General features: G+C 70.6%; 25 protein-coding genes. 8 read left to right on the top strand and 17 right to left on the bottom strand.

Annotated features, from left to right (window positions below):
* Positions 1 to 15 precede the first annotated feature (15 nt).
* Positions 16 to 969, bottom strand: a complete 954-nt coding sequence (locus BJ992_RS12590) for a GNAT family N-acetyltransferase (RefSeq protein WP_343072630.1) — start codon at positions 967 to 969, stop codon at positions 16 to 18.
* Between the two features lie 102 nt (positions 970 to 1,071).
* Between BJ992_RS12590 and BJ992_RS12585 the strand changes: the two genes are divergently transcribed.
* A complete protein-coding gene (locus tag BJ992_RS12585) occupies positions 1,072 to 2,040 on the top strand; it encodes a CorA family divalent cation transporter (protein WP_184980616.1) in 969 nt (322 codons plus the stop codon).
* Between the two features lie 95 nt (positions 2,041 to 2,135).
* On the opposite strand, the gene BJ992_RS12580 is transcribed toward BJ992_RS12585, so the two are convergent.
* Together BJ992_RS12580 and BJ992_RS12575 are read right to left on the bottom strand one after the other, a co-directional pair.
* Positions 2,136 to 2,426 carry a hypothetical protein gene (locus tag BJ992_RS12580; protein ID WP_184980614.1) on the bottom strand — a complete coding sequence of 97 codons (291 nt, stop codon included), beginning with the start codon at positions 2,424 to 2,426 and terminating at the stop codon, positions 2,136 to 2,138.
* Positions 2,423 to 2,566, bottom strand: a complete 144-nt coding sequence (locus tag BJ992_RS12575) for a hypothetical protein (RefSeq protein ID WP_184980613.1) — start codon at positions 2,564 to 2,566, stop codon at positions 2,423 to 2,425. The genes BJ992_RS12580 and BJ992_RS12575 overlap by 4 nt, the downstream gene beginning before the upstream one ends.
* Before the next feature lie 690 nt (positions 2,567 to 3,256).
* Between BJ992_RS12575 and BJ992_RS12570 the strand changes: the two genes are divergently transcribed.
* Positions 3,257 to 3,769: a hypothetical protein gene (locus BJ992_RS12570; protein WP_184980611.1), complete on the top strand. Its 513-nt coding sequence runs from the start codon at positions 3,257 to 3,259 to the stop codon at positions 3,767 to 3,769.
* Positions 3,770 to 3,860: 91 nt separating this feature from the next.
* Here BJ992_RS12570 and BJ992_RS12565 read toward each other — a convergent pair whose 3' ends face one another.
* The 4 genes from BJ992_RS12565 to BJ992_RS12550 form a co-directional block, all read right to left on the bottom strand.
* Positions 3,861 to 4,295: a nuclear transport factor 2 family protein gene (locus BJ992_RS12565; protein WP_343072629.1), complete on the bottom strand. Its 435-nt coding sequence runs from the start codon at positions 4,293 to 4,295 to the stop codon at positions 3,861 to 3,863.
* Between the two features lie 224 nt (positions 4,296 to 4,519).
* Positions 4,520 to 5,350: an alpha/beta fold hydrolase gene (locus BJ992_RS12560; protein WP_184980607.1), complete on the bottom strand. Its 831-nt coding sequence runs from the start codon at positions 5,348 to 5,350 to the stop codon at positions 4,520 to 4,522.
* 184 nt (positions 5,351 to 5,534) lie between these two features.
* On the bottom strand, positions 5,535 to 5,936 hold the full coding sequence (locus tag BJ992_RS12555) for a phosphatase domain-containing protein (RefSeq protein ID WP_221474789.1): 402 nt from the start codon (positions 5,934 to 5,936) through the stop codon (positions 5,535 to 5,537).
* 150 nt (positions 5,937 to 6,086) lie between these two features.
* On the bottom strand, positions 6,087 to 6,479 hold the full coding sequence (locus BJ992_RS12550; protein ID WP_184980605.1) for a RidA family protein: 393 nt from the start codon (positions 6,477 to 6,479) through the stop codon (positions 6,087 to 6,089).
* Positions 6,480 to 6,669: 190 nt separating this feature from the next.
* Here BJ992_RS12550 and BJ992_RS32150 point away from each other — a divergent pair, with 190 nt between their 5' ends.
* From BJ992_RS32150 to BJ992_RS12530, 3 genes are all read left to right on the top strand, one after another.
* Complete coding sequence (locus BJ992_RS32150; RefSeq protein ID WP_221474788.1) at positions 6,670 to 7,323, top strand: MarR family winged helix-turn-helix transcriptional regulator; 654 nt, start codon at positions 6,670 to 6,672, stop codon at positions 7,321 to 7,323.
* Positions 7,323 to 8,177, top strand: coding sequence for a haloalkane dehalogenase (locus BJ992_RS12535; protein WP_184980603.1), 855 nt, complete (start codon positions 7,323 to 7,325; stop codon positions 8,175 to 8,177). Before BJ992_RS32150 ends, BJ992_RS12535 begins: the two co-directional genes overlap by 1 nt.
* Positions 8,178 to 8,298: 121 nt before the next feature.
* Complete coding sequence (locus BJ992_RS12530; RefSeq protein ID WP_184980601.1) at positions 8,299 to 8,514, top strand: hypothetical protein; 216 nt, start codon at positions 8,299 to 8,301, stop codon at positions 8,512 to 8,514.
* A gap of 260 nt (positions 8,515 to 8,774) precedes the next feature.
* On the opposite strand, the gene BJ992_RS12525 is transcribed toward BJ992_RS12530, so the two are convergent.
* Positions 8,775 to 9,077, bottom strand: coding sequence for a sigma factor (locus BJ992_RS12525; protein ID WP_343072628.1), 303 nt, complete (start codon positions 9,075 to 9,077; stop codon positions 8,775 to 8,777).
* Between the two features lie 282 nt (positions 9,078 to 9,359).
* On the opposite strand from BJ992_RS12525, the gene BJ992_RS12520 reads away from it, so the two are divergent.
* Positions 9,360 to 9,587 (top strand): hypothetical protein, encoded by a 228-nt coding sequence (locus BJ992_RS12520; protein ID WP_184980599.1) that lies wholly within the window; start codon positions 9,360 to 9,362, stop codon positions 9,585 to 9,587.
* A gap of 197 nt (positions 9,588 to 9,784) precedes the next feature.
* Here BJ992_RS12520 and BJ992_RS12515 read toward each other — a convergent pair whose 3' ends face one another.
* Positions 9,785 to 10,807 (bottom strand): glycoside hydrolase family 10 protein, encoded by a 1,023-nt coding sequence (locus BJ992_RS12515; RefSeq protein WP_184980597.1) that lies wholly within the window; start codon positions 10,805 to 10,807, stop codon positions 9,785 to 9,787.
* A gap of 170 nt (positions 10,808 to 10,977) precedes the next feature.
* Here BJ992_RS12515 and BJ992_RS12510 point away from each other — a divergent pair, with 170 nt between their 5' ends.
* Positions 10,978 to 11,511, top strand: a complete 534-nt coding sequence (locus BJ992_RS12510) for a DUF302 domain-containing protein (protein WP_184980595.1) — start codon at positions 10,978 to 10,980, stop codon at positions 11,509 to 11,511.
* A gap of 104 nt (positions 11,512 to 11,615) precedes the next feature.
* Positions 11,616 to 13,298, top strand: a complete 1,683-nt coding sequence (gene polX, locus BJ992_RS12505) for a DNA polymerase/3'-5' exonuclease PolX (protein WP_184980593.1) — start codon at positions 11,616 to 11,618, stop codon at positions 13,296 to 13,298.
* Between the two features lie 159 nt (positions 13,299 to 13,457).
* On the opposite strand, the gene BJ992_RS12500 is transcribed toward polX, so the two are convergent.
* From BJ992_RS12500 to BJ992_RS12465, 8 genes are all read right to left on the bottom strand, one after another.
* Complete coding sequence (locus BJ992_RS12500; RefSeq protein WP_184980591.1) at positions 13,458 to 15,068, bottom strand: solute symporter family protein; 1,611 nt, start codon at positions 15,066 to 15,068, stop codon at positions 13,458 to 13,460.
* On the bottom strand, positions 15,065 to 15,355 hold the full coding sequence (locus BJ992_RS12495; RefSeq protein ID WP_343072627.1) for a DUF485 domain-containing protein: 291 nt from the start codon (positions 15,353 to 15,355) through the stop codon (positions 15,065 to 15,067). The genes BJ992_RS12500 and BJ992_RS12495 overlap by 4 nt, the downstream gene beginning before the upstream one ends.
* Positions 15,356 to 15,565: 210 nt before the next feature.
* Positions 15,566 to 17,296 carry a sodium:solute symporter family transporter gene (locus tag BJ992_RS12490; RefSeq protein ID WP_184980587.1) on the bottom strand — a complete coding sequence of 577 codons (1,731 nt, stop codon included), beginning with the start codon at positions 17,294 to 17,296 and terminating at the stop codon, positions 15,566 to 15,568.
* A complete protein-coding gene (locus tag BJ992_RS12485) occupies positions 17,293 to 17,673 on the bottom strand; it encodes a hypothetical protein (protein ID WP_184980585.1) in 381 nt (126 codons plus the stop codon). Before BJ992_RS12485 ends, BJ992_RS12490 begins: the two co-directional genes overlap by 4 nt.
* 108 nt (positions 17,674 to 17,781) lie before the next feature.
* Positions 17,782 to 18,549, bottom strand: coding sequence for a LytR/AlgR family response regulator transcription factor (locus tag BJ992_RS12480; protein WP_343072977.1), 768 nt, complete (start codon positions 18,547 to 18,549; stop codon positions 17,782 to 17,784).
* A gap of 93 nt (positions 18,550 to 18,642) precedes the next feature.
* Positions 18,643 to 19,791, bottom strand: a complete 1,149-nt coding sequence (locus BJ992_RS12475) for a sensor histidine kinase (protein ID WP_425503726.1) — start codon at positions 19,789 to 19,791, stop codon at positions 18,643 to 18,645.
* A 272-nt stretch (positions 19,792 to 20,063) separates the two neighbouring features.
* Positions 20,064 to 20,495 carry an HIT family protein gene (locus BJ992_RS12470; RefSeq protein WP_343072626.1) on the bottom strand — a complete coding sequence of 144 codons (432 nt, stop codon included), beginning with the start codon at positions 20,493 to 20,495 and terminating at the stop codon, positions 20,064 to 20,066.
* Positions 20,492 to 21,649, bottom strand: coding sequence for an acyl-CoA dehydrogenase family protein (locus tag BJ992_RS12465; RefSeq protein WP_184980581.1), 1,158 nt, complete (start codon positions 21,647 to 21,649; stop codon positions 20,492 to 20,494). The genes BJ992_RS12470 and BJ992_RS12465 overlap by 4 nt, the downstream gene beginning before the upstream one ends.
* Positions 21,650 to 21,657 lie beyond the last annotated feature (8 nt).

Raw genomic sequence — 21,657 nt, 5'->3', positions numbered from 1 at the left:
GCGAGGGCCACAGGTCTACAGCGCGCGGCGCCACACGTCGATGGTCAGCACGGGCCGCATGCCGGCCGACAGGTACAGGTCCAGCGCCGGGGAGGTGTTCTCGGAGTCCACATGCAGGTAGGTGCCGGCGCGGCCCCTGGCGGCGTCCGCGGCGAAGGCGTGCCGCAGCAGCAGGCGGCCGAGGCCCCGGCCGCGGAACTCCGGCAGCACCGCCAGCACGCGGACGTACCCGGAGTTCTCGTCGGAGACGAACATGTCGGAACCGAGCAGCATGCCGGCCGGGACGCCGTCCACCGTGGCGAGCAGCAGTTGCTCCCAGTCGTGCGTGCTGGACGCGTCGAAGTCGGCGCGCCACGCGGCATAGTCACGCGCCACGAAGCCGAAGTGCTCGGCGAACCCCTTCTGATGCACCTGGTGCGCGGCCCTGACGAGGTCCTCGGCCTCGGCGGCCCGCCGCACCTCGACGCCGTCCGGGGGCCGGGGTGCGTCCACGGCGCCGGTGTGGTCGGCGCGCAGGCGGTGGAAGCTGCGTTCGGCGGCGAAGCCGTGCCGTTCGGCCAGCTCGCGTTTGCGCGCGTCCTGCGGGTAGATCCCGATGGCCGCCACCGCGCGCGGCGCGCCGACCTCGGCGGCGATCTCGCGGGACCGCTCCAGCACGACGTCCCACAGCCACGCCGCCACGCGCGGGTCCAGCGAGCAGACCTCGATGTCGCACTCGCCGCCGTCCCCCTGGCGGCGCGCGTACCCCCAGCCGGTGACGTCGCCGTCGCGCAGCACCACCCAGGCGTCCCGCGACCGGTCCAGCGCCGGATCGGCCAGCTCGTCCGCCACGTCGTCCGGCGTCATGTCCGGGTGGCCGAGCACCTCGGTGTCACATGCCGCCACCAGCGCGTGGATCGCCCCCGCGTCGTCCGCCTCGGGACGCCGCACCTCGTACGGCCCCTCAGGCGCCGTCGTACCCTCGTTCACGAACCCCGTTCTACACCCGCCGCCTGCCTGCGATCGAACGGGTTTTCCCCGGCCACCGCGCTCACGGTGAAGCGGCGCGGCGGCGCGTTACGCTTGGTGGCCGTGGCCCTCACCCGTCTGTACCGTCACGGCGCGCTGGAGGCCGAGGGGTTCCCCATCGCGGAGGTCTCCGACCATCTGCGTGACCCCGAGGCCGTCGTGTGGTTCGATCTGCTCAGCCCGACGCCGGAGAAGCTCGCCGTGGTCAGCGAGGAGCTCGGGCTGCACCCGCTGGCGATCGAGGACGCGCTGCATCCCCATCAGCGGCCCAAGGTCGGGTTCTACGACAGCCACCTGTTCCTCACCGTGTACGCCGTCCGGCTCGCCGGCGGCGGGCTCGATCTGTCCGAGCTGTCGGTCTTCGCGACCAAGAACGCGCTGGTCACGGTGCGCGGCAGCGACTCCTGCGACATCGACGCGATCAAGGCGCGGTGGGACAGCGCGCCAGGCATGTCCAGGTACGGCGTCGCGTTCCTGCTGCACGGGGTGCTCGACTACGTGGTGGACGGCCACTTCGACGTCGCCGAGGAACTGGACGACCGGGTGGAGGACCTGGAGGACGAGCTGTTCTCCGACACACCGGCGTCCGGCCGGGCCATGCAGCGGCAGATGTTCGACATCCGCCGCACCACCGTCCGGTTCCGCCGCATCGTGACGCCGATGCGTGAGGTGCTGAACAGTCTGCTGCGCCGCGGCCCCGAGATGCTGCCGCCGGAGATGACGCCGTACTACCAGGATGTCTACGACCACGTGCTGCGGGTGTCGGAGTGGACCGAGTCACTGCGCGAACTGGTGGGGAACGTCTACGAGACCCACCTCAACCTGCAGGGCAACCGCATGAACGAGATCATGAAGCGGGTCACGAGCTGGGCCGCCATCATCGCCGTCCCCACCGCCATCACCGGTTTCTACGGCCAGAACATTCCTTACCCCGGCTTCGCGCACGTCACCGGCTTCTGGACGTCCACCGTCCTCATCGCGGTGATCTCGGTGGGGCTGTACTTCGTGTTCCGCAAGAACGAATGGCTCTGACACCGTTCCCCGGCAACCACCTGCCGACAACCTCGGCTCGACCCGTTCTCGGTGGCCACGAACCATCCGGCGCCGTCACAAGCCGGTCTCGGGGGTCACAACCCATCCGACGCGGTCACGACGTCCCGGCCCGCGCCGCGGCCGTCCTCGATGGCGTACCACTCCTCGTCCGACAGCGGTGTCGTGCCGAGGGCTCGGGCCGCCTCGTCCAGGCCGGCGCGGTTCAGCCGCCAGCCGTGCATGAGGCTTTCCGCTCGCCTGCGCTGCCGCTCGCTCGCCACGATCGTCGCCATCGCGGCCCGCACTCTGCTCACCGTGCCGCGGTTGACCCGGACCCGCTCCGGGAACCCGCCTAGGTCCCCCGGGTCGTCGTCTTCCTCCGTCACCCCACCTGCTCCGCTCCCCCGTCGTTCGTACTCCGCTCGCGCAACTGCGCGTACCGCCCCGCCACCCGGCGCGCCGTGGTGACCGGATCGTCGGCCGGGCCGTAGGAGTACGTCCGCCGCCGCGTCGTCTCGGAAACCACTCCAGACCACCAGAAATAACATCGACCGTCCGTCCACGCCACCAGGTCCGCGCAGACCTCCACCAGAGCAACCCCTCGACCCTCACGTACCCGGCCGCTGATGCCGTGCCCTTCCAGCACCCCTCTCAGCCGATACGCCGCCCGAGCCGCGGCCCGCCGCCGCTCGGCCTCGTCACCACGCATGACCACCATCCGCTACCGCATGACATAAGGTCATGGGTCGAAAATAAGAATTGCTCTCATTAGCGGCAAGAAGGTTTCCCGTAGTTGCTCGGCGTCGCGCGGGAGAACTGAGTGGTCTTTGCCATGTTCTTACGAGGATCGGTTTTCGGCGTCCGAATCATCGCAGATCAGGCGGCCGTATAGTGCCTGCGCTCTGCCGGCCTGCGAGGTGAGAACTGTCGTGGGGAGCGAATATTCATTGTGAAATGTTTCGGGGAATTCGCTGCGGCAGGAGGGGATCACACAGAGCTGTCCGCCGTGCCTGTGAACGGCCGCGTAACGGTCGTTCCCCTTTTCCGGGGTCCGTGCCGCCGATGAGAGCGATCGCGGTCCGGGGCCCGCCGCCACGTACGGCCACGACCTCGTCCGGAACCCGCCGCCACGTACGGCGACCGACCGGGAACCTGCGCAACGCCTGTACCGGTATGAGGTGTACGACCTTCCCGGCATCCGACAGGAACCCCACCCATGCGTCACCCGAAAGCCGTCCTCACGGCCACCGTGTCCCTCGGTCTCTGCGCCACGGCCCTCAACGGCTGTACCGGGGCTGACGAGCGGCCGGCACAGTCCCCCGCCGTTTCCGGCACTCCGGCCGCGGCGTCCACCGCGCGGGACTGTGCGGTCACCGGCCCCTCGGACCGTACGGCCGAACCACCGGCCGAGGTGCCGCGCGACGGGACGGACCGCTGGTACGGCGAAGAGGTGCTCTGGGTCTCCCTGCCTGACCCCTCCTATCACCCCGAGAAGGGGCCGGACGGGCACAGCATGAAGGTCGGCTGGTGGCGGCTCACGGAAGGCCCCCTGACGGTCAGGGCCACACGGGTCGGCGGCGGCAAGGCCACGATGACGCCGCACATCCCCTCCGGCTACGGCCGCACCGGCTTCCAGGCCAGCGGCCTCGACTTCTCCGAGACCGGCTGCTGGCGCGTCACCGCCACCCTCGCGGACACGGACATCGACTTCCATCTGCGGGTCCAGTGACCCCCGGGCCCGACCACCGACCGTCCGCCGGCCGAACCGCCGCACGACGGCGCCGATCGCTGGAGCGTCCCGCCGTTCCGGCCGGCTTTTCCTAACGCTCAGCGGACGTGGGGACCAGGCCGTCGGCCATGAGGCCGGTGAGCACAGCCTCACCGAGAGCCTGTACGGCCGACTGGGGGCGGACCATCACGGTGAGTTCTCTGATCAGGCCGGCGTCGTCGAAGTGGAGCATGTCCATGCCGTGGATCTGCTTCCCGCCTGCTGTGGCGCGGAACACCAGGACCTCTGACGGTGTCTCCTGGCCGTCGGCGCTGGTTTCGGCCGTACCCGCGAAGTTTCCGACGTAGCGGAACTCCTCGAAGGTGCGCAGAAGTACTCCGAACAGGCCCATCACCATCTGCTTGCCTTCGAACGGAGTGAATTTCACCGGGCTGTAGAGCCGGATGTCTTCCGCGAACAGTTCCTCGAAGGCGCCGAGGTCACGCTTGTCCACCGCGGCACGGAAACGCTCGCCAGTCGTCGTCACGACCAACCTCCATGATCGAGAAATAGTAGCCTCCCGTTCATTTTGGTACCGCGGGATTCCGCTCCTGCCGCCAGGTCCGGGTTCCTCCTGAATCATGAGGCCTGGCGGTCGGCACCTGATCGATGCTCGGGTGCCGACCCGGGGCCTTTACTTTGTAGATCATGAGGACTCCCCGCCACATGAGGCAGGACGTGGTCACCGTACGGTCAGGCGCCGGCCGCCGGTCAGCCGGCGACGGTCGTCACGAAATCGGCTGGGACGTCGTGCCACGGGAAGTGACCGGTCCCCGCCAAGGTGACGTGCCGAGCGGCCGGGAAGAGCGCCGCGAACTCGGCCACGGCGGAGGCGACGGAGTTCAGGTCGTAGGCGCCGGAGAGGAGGAGGACCGGGGACAGGAAGGATTTGAGCGCGATCCGGGTCTCGTCCGGAGTGAAGGCGCCTTCGGCGGCGAAGACCGCGGCGGCGTCGTCGTTCCGGTGCGTGCCGTGGGACCGATGGTAGGACTCGGCCTCCGGGGTCCAGCGACCGTAATAGAACGGGGCGATGGCGTCCCAGGCGCCGGGTGCGGGGTCGCCGGCGGTGATGCCGGTCAGCGCGGCGTACGCCTCGGGGTACCACGGCTCGTTCGCGCGCAGGCGGGCCACCGCCAGCCGGTCGCCGGCGGTGACGTGGATGCCGGGGGCCGCGAGACTGGGGGTGACGAGGACCAACCGGCTCACGCGGGCCGGGTGGCGGGTGGCGTACAGGGTGGCGATGTTGGCGCCGGCGGAGTGCGCCAGGAGGTCCATCCGGTCGAGGCCGAGATGGGTGCGCAGGGCCTCCACATCGTCCACCAGGCGGTCGCAACGGTACGTGGCGGGGTCCTCGGGGACGGCCGAGGCGCCGGTGCCGCGGGGGTCGAGCAAGATGAGGCGACGGTGCGCGGACAGGCCGCCGAGGTCGCCGAGGTAGGCGGAGTCCTGCATGGGGCCACCGGGGACGCAGACCAGCGGGTCGCCGTGACCGTGGACGTGGTACGCGAGTCGTGTTCCATCGTATGAGGGGAAAGTCGGCATTAGTCATTCCTTTCAGCGGGGAACCTCGGCCGAGTCGGCGTGACCCGGCGGACTCGACACGACGTGCTCACGTCGGCGCGGGCCTGTACCGAGTCGACCCGAGCGGACCGTCTCGGCGTGGACCGGCCGGGTCGGCGCGAGCGGCCGGACCGGCACGGTTCGCCGGGTCGGCGTGGGGTCGGGATCAGAAGTCGCCTTCGGCCACCTGGAGGACGGTCAGGCCGAGGGAGCGCCACATGGCGACCACGGATCTGCGGTCGTCGATGACGCCGGTCACGCTCTGGTGCGCGAAGTGGCGGCGGTAGATCTCGCGCTTCACCTTCACGTCGGAACGGTTGTCGTGGTCGGCGCGCAGCCACAGGCCTTCGGCGCGGTCCCAGTGGCCGACGTGGGTGGCGAGCCAGAACTCGGTCTGGTGGCGGCAGTGTTCCTTGCGACCGGACAGGTAGGCGACGCGGTGGCCGGCCAGGACGAGCGCCTGGACCACGGCGACGACCGGCGCGTTGGGAGTGTCCTCGCCGACGCGGGCCCAGTCGTACGGACCGCGGTCACCGCGCAGGGCGAGGGTGCCGTCGATGTCGACCAACCACAAGCCGCTCGCTCGCGGCGCGCCGCCGCACGGGCCGGAGGTCAGGTGCGCCTGCCGGTGGCGCCGGGTGCCGACTGTGACATGCGCGTCATGCTAGGCGGGGCCGATCGGCGCGGGCAATCGACTTTCCCGCGCCGGCCGACGGCGTCAGACGGTGGCGGGACGGCGTGCGTAGACCTCGATCTCGATCTTCATACGGGGGTCGGACAGGCCGCACTGGATCATGGTGGCGGCGGGACGGTTGGCGCCGAGCGCGCGGTGGATGGCGGGCCAGCAGGGCTCGAAGTCGTCACGGTCCGGCAGCATGTAACGGACCCGCACGACGTCGGCGAACGTGCAGCCGGCCTCGTCCAGGGCCGTACCGATGTTGCGCAGGCACTGTTCGGCCTGGTCGACGATGTCGTCGGAGATGGTCATGGTGGCGTAGTCGAACCCGGTCGTGCCGGAGACGTGGACATGCTCACCGTCCACCACGGCCCGGGCATACCCCACCTGCTCCTCGAAACTGGACCCACTGAAGATCGCTCGGCGCTCGGTCATGGACCAGAACCGTAGAAGATCGGCAACCCGGCCGCCACATGATCCACGGAAGTCCGCCGCACACTCGCACCATCCCCGGCTCCTCCTCAACCGGCCATGCACGCCATCGCGGACCGAAAAGCGAACGTCGACGCGCGACACTCCTCCTCTAAAGTAGCCATGGCTATAGTAGCCATGTACTGTATCGGCCATGAGAAGACCCGTGGAGCCGACACCGGGATACCTCGTGTGGCGGCTGGCCAACCGGTGGCGAGTCGCGGTCGACAGAGCACTGGCCCCGGCCGGCCTGACCCACAGCCAGTACGTGGTCCTGGCCTCCCTCTACGGCATGGAGGCGACCACGACCTCCTCCGAACAGCGCGACCCCACCGGGCCCTCCCCACTCGACCCCGCCACGTCCCCCCGTGCCGAGCACCGACCCCCCGCCAAGCACGCCTCCGACACCACCACCCCGGCCAAGCAGGCCCCCGGCACCGTCTCCCCCACCCGGCGTGAACCCGTCGAGTCCTCCCCCACCCAGCGCGAACTGGCCGACCACACCGGCCTGGAAGCGCTGTACGTCTCCAAACTGGCCCGCACCCTGGAGACCCGCGGGCTCATCGAGCGCACCCGCGACGCCAAGGACACCCGCGCCGTACGCCTCGCGCTCACCGCCGAAGGCCGCGAGGTGATCCGCCCCGCCATCGGCACGGTGCGCGTCCTGCTCGACCGCCTGCTTCAACCCCTCGGCGGCCGAAGCGACCCGCGCGCCATCGCCTTCACCCGCGACCTGACGGCCCTCCTCGACACCCCGCTCGACCTCCAGGACGACCCGCCACCTCCCGGCGACCAGAAGGACCACTGATGCCCGAGATCCGCGTACTCGACTCGACCCTCCACTACGAGGACTCAGGAACCGGCACGCCGATCGTGTTCCTGCACGGCAACCCCGCCTCGTCCCATCTGTGGCGCAAGGTCCTGCCCCTGATGGGCCCGGGACGGTTGCTGGCCCCCGACCTCATCGGCATGGGCCGCTCCGGAAAACCCGACATCCCCTACCGTTTCGCCGACCACGCACGCTACCTCGACGCCTGGTTCGACGCGCTCGGCCTCGACCACGCCGTACTGGTCGGCCACGACTGGGGCGGCGCTCTCGCCTTCGACCACGCCGCACGCCACCCCGGCCGGGCCCTCGGCGTGGCCTTCCTGGAGACCATCGTCAAGCCGCTGTCCGCCGGCGACCTGTCCCCGCAGGCCAGAAAACGCTCCGAGCTGATCCGCACCGCCGAAGGCGAGACCATGGTCCTCGACCAGAACCTCCTGGTCCGCCAGGCCTTCACCGGCGGCGTCCGCACCCCCCTCACCGAGGAGGAGCTGGCCCCGTACCTGGCCCCCTACCCCACCCGCGACTCCCGCCGCCCCCTGCTCGCCTGGGCCCGCCAGATGCCGATCGACGGGGACCCCGCCGACCTGGTCGTCCGCATCGAGGCGTACGACGCATGGCTCGCCACGAGCACAGACGTCCCCAAACTCCTCCTCACCTTCGAGGGCTCCCCCACCCTCCTCATCGACGACCGCATGGCCGCCTGGTGCGTCGCCACCATCGCGGCCCTGGAAACCGTCCACTGCGGCCCCGCAGGTCACCACGCTCCAGAGGACCGTGCCGCCGAGATAGCCGCCGCGGTCACCGAGTGGACCACCCGTCTCCTCCCCCGCTGAACGTTTCACCTCCCGCGCCTCTCACGCGCAGCTCACTTCCGTTCTCGATCCCCGGTGAGCGACGCGACCTGTCCCCCTCCCTCCACCGGTGCGATGCTTGCGCCACCCCCAAGGAGGAGCCATGCGCACCGTACGAACTCTCCTGACCTCCGCCGTCCTCGGCACCGCGCTCGCGGTCTCCCTGAGCGTCGCCACCCCTGCTCACGCCGAGACGCTCCGCAACGTCTACTACTACGACTGGGACTGCCACCGCGTCGGTAACCTCGGCATCCAGAGCGGCTGGTGGTCCTCCTACCGCTGCTCTTACGAGTACAACTTCTGGTTCCTCTACGCCTGACCCATGCCACCGGCCCTCTCCGCGCCGCACCGCGGAGAGGGCCGGGCCATACGGCGGGACCCCGACACCCGCGGCACGGACGGCGGGCCGGCGTGGCCCGTGATCGGGTCTCGCCGGGAGGGGGTTCATGGAGCACGTTCGTCAGACGTGATCGGCTGCCGGCTGGACGGAGGCGCGGACGCTTTTCATGGTGTCTGGCTGCCGGACGGGTAACTTCGCCAGGGCGCCACGTACGTCATCGGCCACCGCGCGCGTGTCGCCTAGGTCGCCGGGGGGGCCGGGTCGGGCAGATCGGCGCGTGGAATCTCACGGCGCCACCGGGCACGCCACCAGGACCGGTGGGTGTTGACCATGATGCGGCGCAGGTAGGCGTCGGGGTTGCTGCCGGTGTCCAGCCGATGCCAGACCCGGTGCAACTTCCCGAGGCAGGACTGCACCAGGTCCTCGGCGGCGTGCCAGTCCCCCGTGAGCAGGACCGCCGTCCTGAGGTGGTGGTCTCCTCGGCGCCGCACGAACTCCACGAAATCGGCGTCCACCGCTCTCCTTTCGTCGCTGTAGGCCACCTCTGACACTCCTTGGGCCACCTTCCGGGTTGACCCCGGGCACGCGCCGGTCCGGGCCTCGGTTCAGGTGGTGGTTGTGCCAAGGGGGGAGGGACGACGACGGCCGTCGGGTGAACTTTTCACGGGTACGTCAGCAGATCGGCAAGGTCATACCGGCAGAGGTGGGGAGTCGCGGCGGCGGCCCTGGTCAGGGGTGGGTTCCGGTGCGATATTGCGGGTGCGTGCGCCCTGGTGTCCTAGCGATCGGTGGGGGGTGCCCCTCGTTCGCACAGTGGAGGATCGATGCGTAAGTTACGGGCCCTGATCGTCTCGATGGCCGTCGTCGGCGGTGCCCTGTTCGCGTTCGGCAGCGCACCCGCGCAGGCCGACAGTATCCGGTATGTCTACTACTACCAGTCCGACTGCTACAACGGCGGGTACCTGGGGATCCAGTGGGGCTGGTGGACGAACTTCAACTGCGCACCCGCGAACTTCTACCCCGGCGACACCCGGTGGGTCCTGTGGGCCTGACCCTGTGAGAGAGGCCTGGCGGGGTCCCGCCAGGCCTTTTCCGACGCGAGCGTGGCGGACAGGCGTCCTCAAGAGGAGGACGGTGGGGTCGAGGCGGGGTGGTGCCGGCGTCGGAGACCAGCCGGACGTGCACGAATTCCCGGCGGCCCGCGGGCCGGCGCCGCGCCGGGCCGGCCCGCGGCCTGATCAGCGGATCGTCACCCGCCGAGCAGCGTGTTGTAGATCGCGGTATAGGCAGGTTTGGGCTGGATGTTCACGTCCCATGGCGTCGCGGATCCCTGGCTGGGGAACGAGTACGGGATCTTGGAGTACTTGTCGGAGAAGGTCCACAGGGTCACCCCCGCGCACCGCGGCACGGTCAGGCAGGCGCGCACCATGGTGGTGTAGTCGGCGGCCTGCTGAGCGTCCTTGGCGGCCGTCCTCGGCTGCTGGACGCGCACGTCCAGCTCGCTGATCACGACGTCCAGCCCGAGGTCGGCGAAGCGCTGGAAGTTCTGCGCGACCCCGCCCGGCACCTGCCCGGCGGCCATGTGCCCCTGGAACGCGACGCCGTCGACCGGCACACCCTCGGCCAGCAGCGAGCGCACCAGGTTGTACAGCCCCGTGCTCTTGGCGCCGAACCCCTCGGCGTCCGACTCGCTGATGTACAGCTTCGCGCCGGGGTCCGCGGCCCGTGCCGCTCGGAACGCGTCCGCGATGTACGACGCGCCGAGCCGCTGGTAGAAGAACGAGGTGCGGTACCCGCCGGTGCCGTCCAGAGGCTCGTTGACCACGGTCCACGCGCGGACCGCTCCCCGGTAGTGCGTGGCCAGCCGGTCGATGTGGTAGATCATCGCCTCCCGCAGCCGGGTGGGGTCGAGGCTCTGCACCCACGCCGGCACCTGGCTGTGCCACACCAAGGTGTGTCCCTGCACGGTCATGTCGCGCTGCCGCGCGTACGCCACGATCCGGTCGCCGTAGGTGTAGTTGAACTGGTTGCGCATCGGCTCGGTGGCGTCCCACTTCATCGCGTCCGTCGGCGTGACGGCGGTGAACTCCCGGTCGAGCACCGTGGTGTACGGCACGTCGCCGAGCTGGCCGACGTCGATGCCGGCCCCGAAGTGCTTGCCCCGCAGGGCCGCGAGGGAACCGAGCGTCATGGCCGCGTCGGCCGGTGGGGTGGCGAACAGACTCGCCGCCGTCGCCACGGCGGTGATCAGCGTGACCGTTCTCCCGTTCATGGGTGCTCCTCGGACGCCGATTCTTTTCGGTGTCGTGACGTTAGGTTTCCCTGGGATCTCCGTCAATCGCCGGAGCGGCCCACCGGGAAGTGTCGATGTCGTCGCTGAAACTTTCCGGCGGATTTTCGTGTCACGGCCCCGGGGTACGCCACACAGAAAGGAGGAGTGAGATGACCCGTCTGGGTGCTGTCCTGGAGGCGGTGCACGAGATGTGCCGTCTCGACATCGACGTCGGGCTGCCGTTCGACGTGTTCCGCGGGAGGTACGAGCAGGCGGTGCCCGCCGTGGACGGCGCCGCGCTCACCCGGCTGATCAGCGACGGCGCCGGCTGGGACGAGGTGCTGCGCGCGGCCGCGGCGAACGCCCCGCACGGCTTCATGATCTACTGGAGCTTCGACGCGACCCCGCTCATGGGCCTCGCCGGGGACCACCTGCGCTGTGTCGAGTACCTCATGGGCAATCACACCATCGCCGAGCGGATGTACCGGTACGAACCCGGCGTCATGCTGTACGCGCCGTTGCGCACGGTGATCCACGAGGACCTCCAGGGCACCACGTGGTTCAGCGTGGACCACCCCCGCGCCGCGTTCGCGTCGTTCGGCGACCCGCGCGTGACCGCCGTCGGCGCCGAGCTTGACCGGAAACTGGCAGGCCTGCTGGAACACCTCGACGTCCCGGTCCCCGGCAGGCTCCTGCGCGACTGACCTCAGGGCCGCCCAGGCCATCAGCACCACCAGGGCCAGCACGAGCGGTCGTGCCGGACGGTCACCTGCGCGGGACAGGCGGCCAGGCACTTAAAGTGACCTGTATGGGGCGGGCCAATGACGCCGCGGCGGCGGCGCTTGAGGAGTACGCGGAGCTGTTCGCGATGACGGGTGGGGACGCGTTCCGGGTGCGGTCGTACCAGAAGGCGGCCAAGGCGATCGCGGGGCATCCGGGGGACATCTCGCGGGTGGACGTGCGGGAGGTGCCGGGGGTCGGGGAGGCGATCGCGAAGAAGGTCGAGGAGTTCCTGGCTCGGGGGAGTTTCCGGCAGCTCGACGCGTTGCGGGAGGAGGTGCCTGAGGGGGTCCGGCGGATGACGCGGATCGCTTCGCTCGGGCCGAAGAAGGCGGTGTTGCTGTTCAGGGAGCTCGGGATCGGGTCGCCTGAGGAGTTGGAGCGCGCGATCCGTGGGGGGCGGCTCGCGGGGGTGCGGGGGTTCGGGGCGAAGACGGAGGAGAACCTGCTGAAGGGGATCGAGCAGCTTCGGCAGGCGGGGGGCCGGGTGCATCTCGGGGTGGCGATGGAGCTGGCGGAGCGGGTGGTGGCGTCGTTGCCGGCGGAAAGGGTCGCTTACGCGGGGTCGTTGCGGCGGATGAAGGACACGGTCGGGGACGTCGATGTGCTGGCGGTGGGGTCGGTCAGCCTGATGGAGGTGTTCAAGGGGCAGCCGTACGTGGCCGAGGTGATCGCGAGCGGGGAGCGCAAGACGTCGATACGGTCGGACCGGGGGTTGCAGGTGGATCTGCGGGTGGTGCCGGAGGAGTCGTGGGGGGCCGCGATGCAGTACTTCACCGGGTCCAAGGAGCACAACGTGCGGCTGCGTGAGATGTGTGTGAAGCGCGGGTGGAAGCTGTCGGAGTACGGGTTGTTCGAGGGTGAGCGGGTGGTGGCGTCGCGCACCGAGGAGGACATCTATCACGCGCTCGGCATGCAGTGGGTGCCGCCGCCGCTGCGTGAGGACGTCGGGGAGATCGAGGCGGCGCTCAAGGGGGAACTGCCTGAGCTGGTCACGGTGGAGGATCTGAAGGGGGATCTGCACACTCACACCGATCTCACGGACGGCATCGCGACGCTGGAGGAGATGGTGACGGCGGCGGCGGCGCGCGGGTACGCGTACTACGCGGTGACCGACCACGCACCGAACCTGTTCATGCAGCGCATGACGCTGGAGAAGATGCGGGAGCAGCGGGAGCAGGTGCACCGGCTGCAGGAACGGTTTCCTGACATGCGGCTGCTGCACGGCACCGAGCTGAACATCGCGCCGGACGGCACGGTGGACTGGCCCGCCGAGATCCTGGCGGAGTTCGACGTGACCGTCGCGTCGGTGCACTCGCATTTCACGCAGTCCCGCGAGGAGATGACGCGCCGGTTCGTCGCGGCCTGCGAGAACCCGCACGTGCACATCATCGGCCACCCCACGACCCGCAAGATCGGCAAACGACCCCCGGTGGACGCCGACTGGGAGACGGTCTTCGCCGCCGCGGCCCGCACCGGCACCGTCATGGAGATCGACGCCTACCCCGACCGCGCCGACCTGCCGTCCGACCTGGTCCGCATGGCCCGCCACCAGGGGGTGCGCTTCTCCATCGACAGCGACTCGCACGCCGTGCCGCACCTGGCGAACATGCGGTTCGGGGTCGGCATCGCGCAGCGCGGCGGCCTGACCACCGACGACGTGATCAACACCTGGCCGCTGGACCGGCTGCTCGGCCTGCTGTCCTCGTAGGGATCGACACCTGCGCCGCAGGAGTGGCTGCTCGTACGCCAGGCCCGGAGATCTCGGCTTCCGGCGTGCACAAAAAAAATGACCACCCGGTCCCCCGAGGGCCGGGTGGTCCTCCCGGCCGGGGGTGATGCGGACCCCCGGCCGGGTGGTCGAGGGGGATCAGTGGGTGGTGGCCTTCTCGGCGCCGGCTCCGGTGAGGGAGCGGACCTCGATCTCGGCGTACTTGGCGGCGTTGTACTCCTTGCTGAGCACAGTGCCGATGTAGCCGGCGAGGAAGCCGATGGGGATGGAGACGAGGCCGGGGTTGTCGAGGGGGAACCAGTGGAAGTCGGCGTTCGGGAACAGGGAGGTCGGCTTGCTGGAGACGACCGGGGAGAAGATGACGAGGAACAGGGCCGCGCCGAGGCCGCCGTAGATGGCGGAGACGGCGCCGGTGGTGTTGAAGCGCTTCCAGAAGAGGCTGTAGATGATGGCGGGGAGGTTGCCGGAGGCGGCCACCGCGAAGGCCAGGGCCACGAGGAAGGCCACGTTCAGGGACTGCGCGAAGATGCCGAGGACGATGCTCACCGCGCCGATGGCGAACGCGGCGATCCTGGCGACGCGCACCTCCTGCTGGTCGGTGGTGTTGCCCCGCTTGAAGACGTGTGCGTACAGGTCGTGCGCGAAGCTCGACGACGAGGCCAGGGTGAGGCCGGCGACGACGGCGAGAATGGTGGCGAAGGCGACGGCGGCGATGATGGCGAGCAGGATGGTGCCGCCGACGTCACCGAAGATGAGTTCGCCGACCTTCTGCGCGAGTTGTGGCGCGGCGGTGTTGCCTGCGGCGTTCTGTTCCTTGATGGCGCTGCTGCCGACGAGCGCGGCGGCGCCGAAGCCGAGGACCAGGGTGAGCAGGTAGAAGACGCCGATGATGCCGATGCCCCAGATGACCGACTTCCTGGCGTCCTTGGCGGTGGGGACGGTGTAGAAGCGGATGAGGATGTGCGGCAGGCCGGCGGTGCCGAGGACGAGCGCGAGGCCGAGGCTGATCAGGTCGAGCTTGCCGGTGAGGCCGGCGGCGTCGGTGCCGTAGCGCAGGCCGGGTTCGAGGAACGCGTCGGCCTTGCCGCTCTGACCGGCGGCGTCGCCGAGCAGGCTGGACAGGTTGAAGCCGAAGTGGCCGAGGACCAGCAGGGTCACCAGTGCGGCGCCACCCATGAGCAGGACGGCCTTGACGATCTGGACCCAGGTGGTGCCCTTCATGCCGCCGACGACCACATAGATGATCATGAGGACGCCGACCACGACGATGGTTCCGGCCTTGCCGGCGTCGGAGGTGATGCCGAACAGCAGGCCGACGAGGGCCCCGGCGCCGACCATCTGGGCCAGCAGGTAGAAGATGCTGACGACGATGGTGGACACGCCGGCGGCGGTGCGCACCGGACGCGGGCTCATGCGGAACGCCAGCACGTCGGCCATCGTGTACTTGCCGGAGTTGCGCATCAGTTCGGCGACCAGCAGCAGCGCCACCAGCCACGCGACGAGGAAGCCGATGGAGTACAGGAAGCCGTCGTAGCCGTACAGCGCGATGATGCCGGCGATGCCGAGGAACGACGCGGCGGACATGTAGTCGCCGCCGATGGCGAGACCGTTCTGCACGCCGGTGAACGAACGGCCGCCGGCGTAGAAGTCGGCGGCGCTCTTGGTGTGCCGGCTGGCCCAGAACGTGATGCCGAGCGTCGCCGCCACGAACAGCACGAACAGGACGATGCCGAGCGTCTGCTCGCTCATTCGCCGCTCCCTTCGATCTCGCCACGCAGCTTGTCCGACAGGGGGTCGAGCTTGGTGGCCGCGTGCCGCGAGTAGCCCCACGCGATCAGGAAGGTCGACACGAACTGCAGGATGCCGAAGATCAAGGCGATGTTGATGTTGCCGAACACCTTGGTGCCCATGAAGTCCCGCGCGAAGGCGGACAAGATCACGTACAGTAGGTACCAGACCAGGAAGGCGACGGTCACCGGGAAGGCCCACGAACGGTAGCGCCGGCGCAGTTCCTGGAATTCGCTACTGGCCTGCACCTGTTCATATATCGATGACTCGCCATGTCGAGTGGCCACAAGACCTCCCACGTTGTGACTTGGATCACGCCTACGGTAGGAGCGTGGTGAGGGTGGCGCAGTGGCCGGAGGGTCCGCGTCGCCAAGCCGTAGCTAACGCTCGGTCACGGGGGGCGATGATGCGCCGAAAGGGGCGTTCCACGCGACGAATGGTCCTAGCCGACAAGCCGGTCACGTCGAACGGGGCCGCCAGTCGCCGCGGTCGACGTTCAGCGCCTCCGGCGCGTGCAGCCGCACCATCGTCCGCGCCACCCCGCGCGGCACCCGGCCCGGGGTGAAGAGCGACACCACGATCATCACGACGAACGCGATCGGCACGGTCCACGCCGCGGGTTGCGCGAGCAGCGCGCCGGTCCACCCGGAGAACGGGCCGCCGCCGATGACCGTGATCACCGCGGCGCTGGCCAGCCCGCCGCCGGCGACCAGGCCCGCCATGGCGCCGGTGGTGGACAGCCGCCGCCACCAGATGCCGAGCACCAGCAGGGGACAGAACGACGACGCGGCGACGGCGAACGCCAGGCCCACCACGTCCGCCACCGCGACGGACCGCGCCGCGAGCGCGAGGCCGAGCGGCACGGAAACGGCGAGCAGCGTGGCGGCGCGGAACGACGGCACGCCGCCGCGCAGGATGTCCTGTCCGATGACCCCGGCCACCGACACCGCGAGACCCGACGACGTCGACAGGAACGCGGCGAACGCGCCGGCGACGACCAGCGCGGTCAGCCACTCCCCCGCCGTGCCGCCGATCAGCCGTCCCGGCAGGGACAGCACGACGGCGTCGGTGCGGCCGGTCATCAGCAGCTCGGGGGTGTACAGGCGGCCGAGCGCGCCGTAGAGGGCCGGCATCAGGTAGAAGGCGCCGAGCAGCGCGAGCACCACCAGGGTGGTGCGGCGCGCGGCGCGGCCGTCGGGGTTGGTGTAGAAGCGCACCAGCACGTGCGGCAGGCCCATGGTGCCGAGAAACGTCGCGAGGATCAATGAGTACGTCGTGTACAGCGGGTGTTCGCGGCCCTGCAGCGGCAGCAGCCACTGCTCGCCGTCCAGCACCGGCAGGTCGTGCATGTGCGGCACCGCGGCCCCGGCGGGGAACGTCACCGTGGAGTCGTGCCGCACGCGGTGCTCGCCGGGGGTCAGGGTGAGCGGCGCGTCGCGCAGCCGCCGGCCGTCCACCTCACCGGTGACGGTGACCTCGACCGGCGCGGCCACCCGCACGGTGACGTCGGTGCCGACGGCCACGGCGGTGCGGTCGGCGAACACCGGCGGTGGCGCGCCGCCGACGGCCGGCGCGCCGTTTCCGTACCAGGCGAACAGCAGGAACAGCAGCGGCACGGCCAGCGCGGTGAGCTTCAGCCAGTACTGGAAGGCCTGCACGAACGTGATGGACCGCATGCCGCCGGACAGCACGTTGACCGCCACCACGACGGCGACCACCACGCCGCCGACCCACGGCGGCGCGCCGGTGACCATGCGCAGCACCAGGCCCGCGCTCTGGAACTGCGGCATCAGGTAGTACCAGCCGATCAGCACGACCAGCACGCTCGCCATGCGCCGCACGGCCATCGACTCGAGGCGCGCCTCGGCGAAGTCCGGCAAGGTGTAGGCCCCCGAGCGGCGCAGCGGGGCCGACACCAGCACCAGCAGCACGAGGTAACCGCCGGTCCAGCCGACCGGCAGCCACAGCATGTCGGCGCCGTAGGCGAGGATCAGGCCGGCGATGCCGAGGAACGACGCCGCCGACAGGTACTCGCCGCCGATCGCGGAGGCGTTCCACAGCGGTGAGACGGTGCGGGAGGCCACGTAGAAGTCGGACGTCGTGCGGGACAGGCGCAGGCCGAACGCGCCGATCAGGATGGCCGCCACCACGACGACCGCCACGGCCGCGAGGCCAAGCGCCGGATTCACTGCCGTTCGACCAGGTCGGCGAAGTGGCGCTCGTTGCGCTCGGCCTGCCGGACGTGCAGCCAGGCCCCGGCCACGAAGGCGGGGTAGATCAGGCCGGCGAGCACCACCCACGGCAGCGGCAGGCCGGCGACCCGCAGATCGCTCAGGTGCGGCACGAGCAGGAACAGCAGCGGCAGGCCGCCGACGACGCACGCCAGCACCGTGCACACGAACAGAGCGAGGCGCAGCTGCGTGCGGATGAGCGAGCGCATGTAGACCTCGCCGAGGCGGGTCTGCTCGTCGATCTCGCGGGTGGCGGGGTACCGGGGACGGCGCGCGGCCGTGGTGCGCGGACTCGTCACCACCTCGCGGCGGGGCCGCTCAGGGGTCCTCGTCATGAGGCGCGGCCCTTCCCACGAGTCACCCCGGGGCTCCTCGTCATGAGGCGCGGCCCTCACGAGGAACCGCCACGCGGCCGTTCGCGTGGGCCCGCCGGGATGTGCGGATCACTCGGTGCGGCCCTTCCTGGCGCGCCGGACCAGCAGGTCGCGCAGTTCGCGGGTGTGGCGGCGGCTCACCGGGATCTCGGTGTCGCCGATGCGGACGGTGCAGCGGCCGGAGTCGATGTGCAGTTCGTCGATGTGCTTGAGCGCCACCAGGTGGCTGCGGTGCACGCGGACGAACCCGGCGGCCCCCCACCGCTCCTCCAGCACCGCCAGGGGGATGCGCACCAGGTGGCTGCCGCTCCCGGTGTGCAGGCGCGCGTAGTCGCCCTGCGCCTCGACGTACCGCACGTCGGAGCTGGCGACGAACCGGGTGACGCCGGCCAGCTCGACGGGGATGGTCTCGGTGTCCGGCCGGGACGCCTCGGACGCCGGTTCGGTGGCCCCCGGCAGGCCGGCGCAGACCCGGCGGACGGCCTCGGCGAGCCGCTCGGGACGTACCGGCTTCAGCAGGTAGTCCTCGGCCTTGATCTCGAAGGCGTCCACCGCGTGCTCCTCGTAGGCGGTGACGAACACCACCCGCGGGGGCCGCGCGAACTGCGCGAGGAGCCGGCCGAGGACCACGCCGTCGAGGCCGCGCATGCGGATGTCGAGGAACACCGCCTCCACCGGCCTGCCGTCGGCCATGGCGCGGTCGAGCATCTTCAGGGCCGAGGCGCCGTCGCGGGCCAGCGCGACCTCGCCGATCCGGGGATCGGCGCGCAGCATGTAGGCCAGGTCTTCCAGCGCCGGCTGCTCGTCGTCCACCGCCAGCACGCGCAGGCCGGTCACATCCACTTCCATTCACCCGTCGCACACCTGAATTCCTAGAGAGTGATGAATCAGGCGAGGTAAGTCAACGGGGAGGGGGGCCTGCGCGGATAACTATACGGAGACACCGGGCCGGTACTTCGGCAACCGGACGTTGATCTTCGTACCGGCGCCGGCCGCCGTCTCGACGACCAGGCCGTACTCGTCGCCGTACACCTGGCGCAGCCGCTCGTCCACGTTGGCCAGCCCGACGCCGCCGGCGCCGGACCGCTCGTCGGTGTCCCCCGACAGGATGCGGCGCAGCCGGTCGGGTTCCATGCCGACGCCGTCGTCCTCCACGCTGATCGCGCATTCGGCTCCCGCGTCCTCGGCGATGATCGTGATGCGGCCCTCCCCCGCCTTGCCTTCGAGGCCGTGCCGGACGGCGTTCTCGACCAGGGGTTGCAGGCACAGGAACGGCACGGCGACCGGCAGCACCTCAGGCGCGATGCGCAGCGACACCCGCAGGTGGTCGCCGAACCGCGCGCGTTCCAGCGTGAGGTAGCGGTCGATGGACCGCAGCTCCTCGGCCAGCGTGGTGAACTCGCCGTGCCTGCGGAACGAGTAGCGGGTGAAGTCGGCGAAGTCCAGCAGCAGCTCGCGGGCCCGCTCGGGGTCGGTGCGGACGAACGACGCGATGGTGGTGAGGGAGTTGTAGATGAAGTGCGGTGAGATCTGCGCGCGCAGCGCACGCACCTCGGCCTCCATCAGCAGGGTGCGTGAGCGGTCGAGCTCGGCGAGCGCGAGCTGCGAGTCGACCCAGCGGGCCACCTCGCCGGTGGCGCGCACCAGGCCCGCCGAGGCCTGGTCGCCGTACGCGGCGAGCGACCCGACCACGCGGTCGTCGGTGGTGAGCGGCACGACGACGGCGTGGCGCACGGGACACTCGGGCCGGTCGCAGGCCACGGTGTCGGGGCCGAGCACCTGGGTGCGGCCGTCACGCAGGGTGGCTGTGGCGTGCGCGAACGCCTGCTGCGCGTGGTGGTCCCCCGCGCCGTCGTACACCAGCAGCTCCTCGCCGCTGGTGATCGCGATGGCCGGTGAGCCGAGCAGCTCGCGCAGGTGCCGGGACGCCTTGAGCGCGCCGGACGCGGTGAGGCCGGCCCGCAGCGGCGGCGCGGCCAGCGAGGCGGTGTGCAGGGTCTCGAACGTGGCACGCTCGGCGGGGCCGGTGCCGAGCTCACGCCGGCCGCGCAGCACCCGCCACAGCACGATCGCGGGCACTCCCGCGAGTATCAGCAGGAGCGGCAGCGCGAACAGCGGTTCCACGCCGCCGGAGCCTACTGCACGCCGCCGCGCCGCAGGCCGCGCGTGACCGGCGCTGTGGACGAACGGCGTGCGCCACTCGCCAGGCGGCCCCGCCGCACCGGCGAACGGCGCCCCCGGATCGCCAGGCGGCGGGTCGGTCACCGGGACCGACCGTGTGCCGGGGTCACCAGGCGATGGGTTCGCCACCGGGACCGACCGTGTGCCGGGGTCGCCAGGCGGCGGGTCCATCAGATCTCGCCGAGGCCGTCGCGGACGCGTGCGGCGTACTCGGCGGCCTCGTCGTCGCTGTCGTACTTGGTGCGGGGCCAGAAGAAGCCGCGCAGGCCGTCCTTGGGCCGGCGCGGCACGACGTGGGTGTGCAGGTGGGGGACGCTCTGGCTGACGCGGTTGTTCATCGCGACGAAGCTCCCCGCCGCGCCGAGGCCCGTCTCGACGGCCGCGGCGACGGCCCTGACCCTGGTGAAGTACGGCCCGACGTCCTCAGGCGGCAGGTCGACGAGGGTCTCGGCGTGGATGACCGGCACGACCAGCACGTGGCCCTTGAACAGCGGCCGGTTGTCGAGGAACGCCGCGACGACGCCGTCGTCGAGCACGACGGCGGCCGGCAGGTCTCCCGCGACGACCGCGCAGAACGGGCAGGGGCCCGTGGCGGGGCTCACCAGCCGGCCTTCAGCGCGCCGGACAGCAGGGCCCGCGCGATGACCAGACGCTGCACGTCGTTGGTGCCTTCGCCGATCGCCATCAGCGGCGCGTCCCGGTAGAGCCGTTCGACGACGAACTCCTGTGAGTACCCGTACCCTCCATGGATCCGCATGGACTCCATGGTGGCGCGTAGCGCGACCTCGGAGGCGAAGTACTTGGCCATCGCGGCCTCGGCGTTGACCGCGCCGGCCTCCGAGCGGGACGCGGCCCAGTAGGTCAGCAGCCGCGCCGCCTGGATGTCGGTGGCCATGTCGGCGAGTTTGAGCTGGATCGCCTGGAAGTCCCCGATGGGCCGGCCGAACGCCTGCCGTTCCCGCGCGTAGCCGAGCGCCGCGTCGTACGCGCACTGCGACACCCCGACGGCGCGGGCCGCGATGTTGAGCCGGCCGAGTTCCAGCGCCGACAGCACCTGCTGCATGCCGCGGCCCTCGGTCCCGCCGAGCAGCCGCGACGCCGGCACGCGCACGCCGTCGAACACGACCTCGCAGGTCTCGGTGCCTTTGTAGCCGAGTTTCGGCAGGTCGCGGCTGACGGTGAAGCCGAGGTCGGCGTCCACCAGCAGCACCGACATGCCTTTGTGCGCGGGCTCGGTCACCGAGGTCTTGACCAGCACCGGCAGGGGGTCGGCGTGCCTGGCGTTGGTGATCCACGTCTTGGTGCCGTGCACGACGTAGGAGTCGCCGTCCCGCACGGCGCGCGTGGTGATGCCCTGCAGGTCGGTGCCGGCGCCTGGCTCGGTGAGCGCGATGCCGGTGCGCCTGGCGCCGGTGGCGAGGTCCGGCAGGTACGCGGCCTTCTGCTCCTCGGTGCCGTAGGTGGCGATCATCCAGGCCGACAGGGTGTGCGAGCCGAGGATCCCGGCGACCCCCATCCAGCCGCGCGCGATCTCCTCGAAGACCAGCGCGAACGACACGCGGTCCAGGTCCAGCCCGCCGTACGCGGCCGGCACGGTGACGCCGAACAGGCCGAGCCGCCGGAACCCGTCGATGATCTCGGCGGGGTGGCGGCCCTCGCGCTCCCACTCGGCCGCGACGGGGACGATCTCCCGGTCGACGAAGTCGCGCAGGGTGCGCCGGAACAGCTTCTGGTCGTCGTCGAGCTCGAAGTCCACAGCGCCTC

Source organism: Sphaerisporangium rubeum (genome assembly GCF_014207705.1).
Classification (GTDB): Bacteria; Actinomycetota; Actinomycetes; order Streptosporangiales; family Streptosporangiaceae; genus Sphaerisporangium; species Sphaerisporangium rubeum.
The sequence above is the reverse complement of the archived record's forward strand: the minus strand, read 5'-3'. Positions and strand labels throughout refer to the sequence as shown.

Coding starts and splice junctions, on each gene's coding strand:
- BJ992_RS12500 (WP_184980591.1), bottom strand. CDS start 15,068: ATGAGCGAGCAGACGCTCGGCATCGTCCTGTTCGTGCTGTTCGTGGCG.
- BJ992_RS12570 (WP_184980611.1), top strand. CDS start 3,257: ATGCGTCACCCGAAAGCCGTCCTCACGGCCACCGTGTCCCTCGGTCTC.
- BJ992_RS12515 (WP_184980597.1), bottom strand. CDS start 10,807: ATGAACGGGAGAACGGTCACGCTGATCACCGCCGTGGCGACGGCGGCG.
- BJ992_RS12530 (WP_184980601.1), top strand. CDS start 8,299: ATGCGCACCGTACGAACTCTCCTGACCTCCGCCGTCCTCGGCACCGCG.
- BJ992_RS12510 (WP_184980595.1), top strand. CDS start 10,978: ATGACCCGTCTGGGTGCTGTCCTGGAGGCGGTGCACGAGATGTGCCGT.
- BJ992_RS12550 (WP_184980605.1), bottom strand. CDS start 6,479: ATGACCGAGCGCCGAGCGATCTTCAGTGGGTCCAGTTTCGAGGAGCAG.
- BJ992_RS12560 (WP_184980607.1), bottom strand. CDS start 5,350: ATGCCGACTTTCCCCTCATACGATGGAACACGACTCGCGTACCACGTC.
- BJ992_RS12520 (WP_184980599.1), top strand. CDS start 9,360: ATGCGTAAGTTACGGGCCCTGATCGTCTCGATGGCCGTCGTCGGCGGT.
- BJ992_RS32150 (WP_221474788.1), top strand. CDS start 6,670: ATGAGAAGACCCGTGGAGCCGACACCGGGATACCTCGTGTGGCGGCTG.
- polX (WP_184980593.1), top strand. CDS start 11,616: ATGGGGCGGGCCAATGACGCCGCGGCGGCGGCGCTTGAGGAGTACGCG.
- BJ992_RS12485 (WP_184980585.1), bottom strand. CDS start 17,673: ATGACGAGGACCCCTGAGCGGCCCCGCCGCGAGGTGGTGACGAGTCCG.
- BJ992_RS12535 (WP_184980603.1), top strand. CDS start 7,323: ATGCCCGAGATCCGCGTACTCGACTCGACCCTCCACTACGAGGACTCA.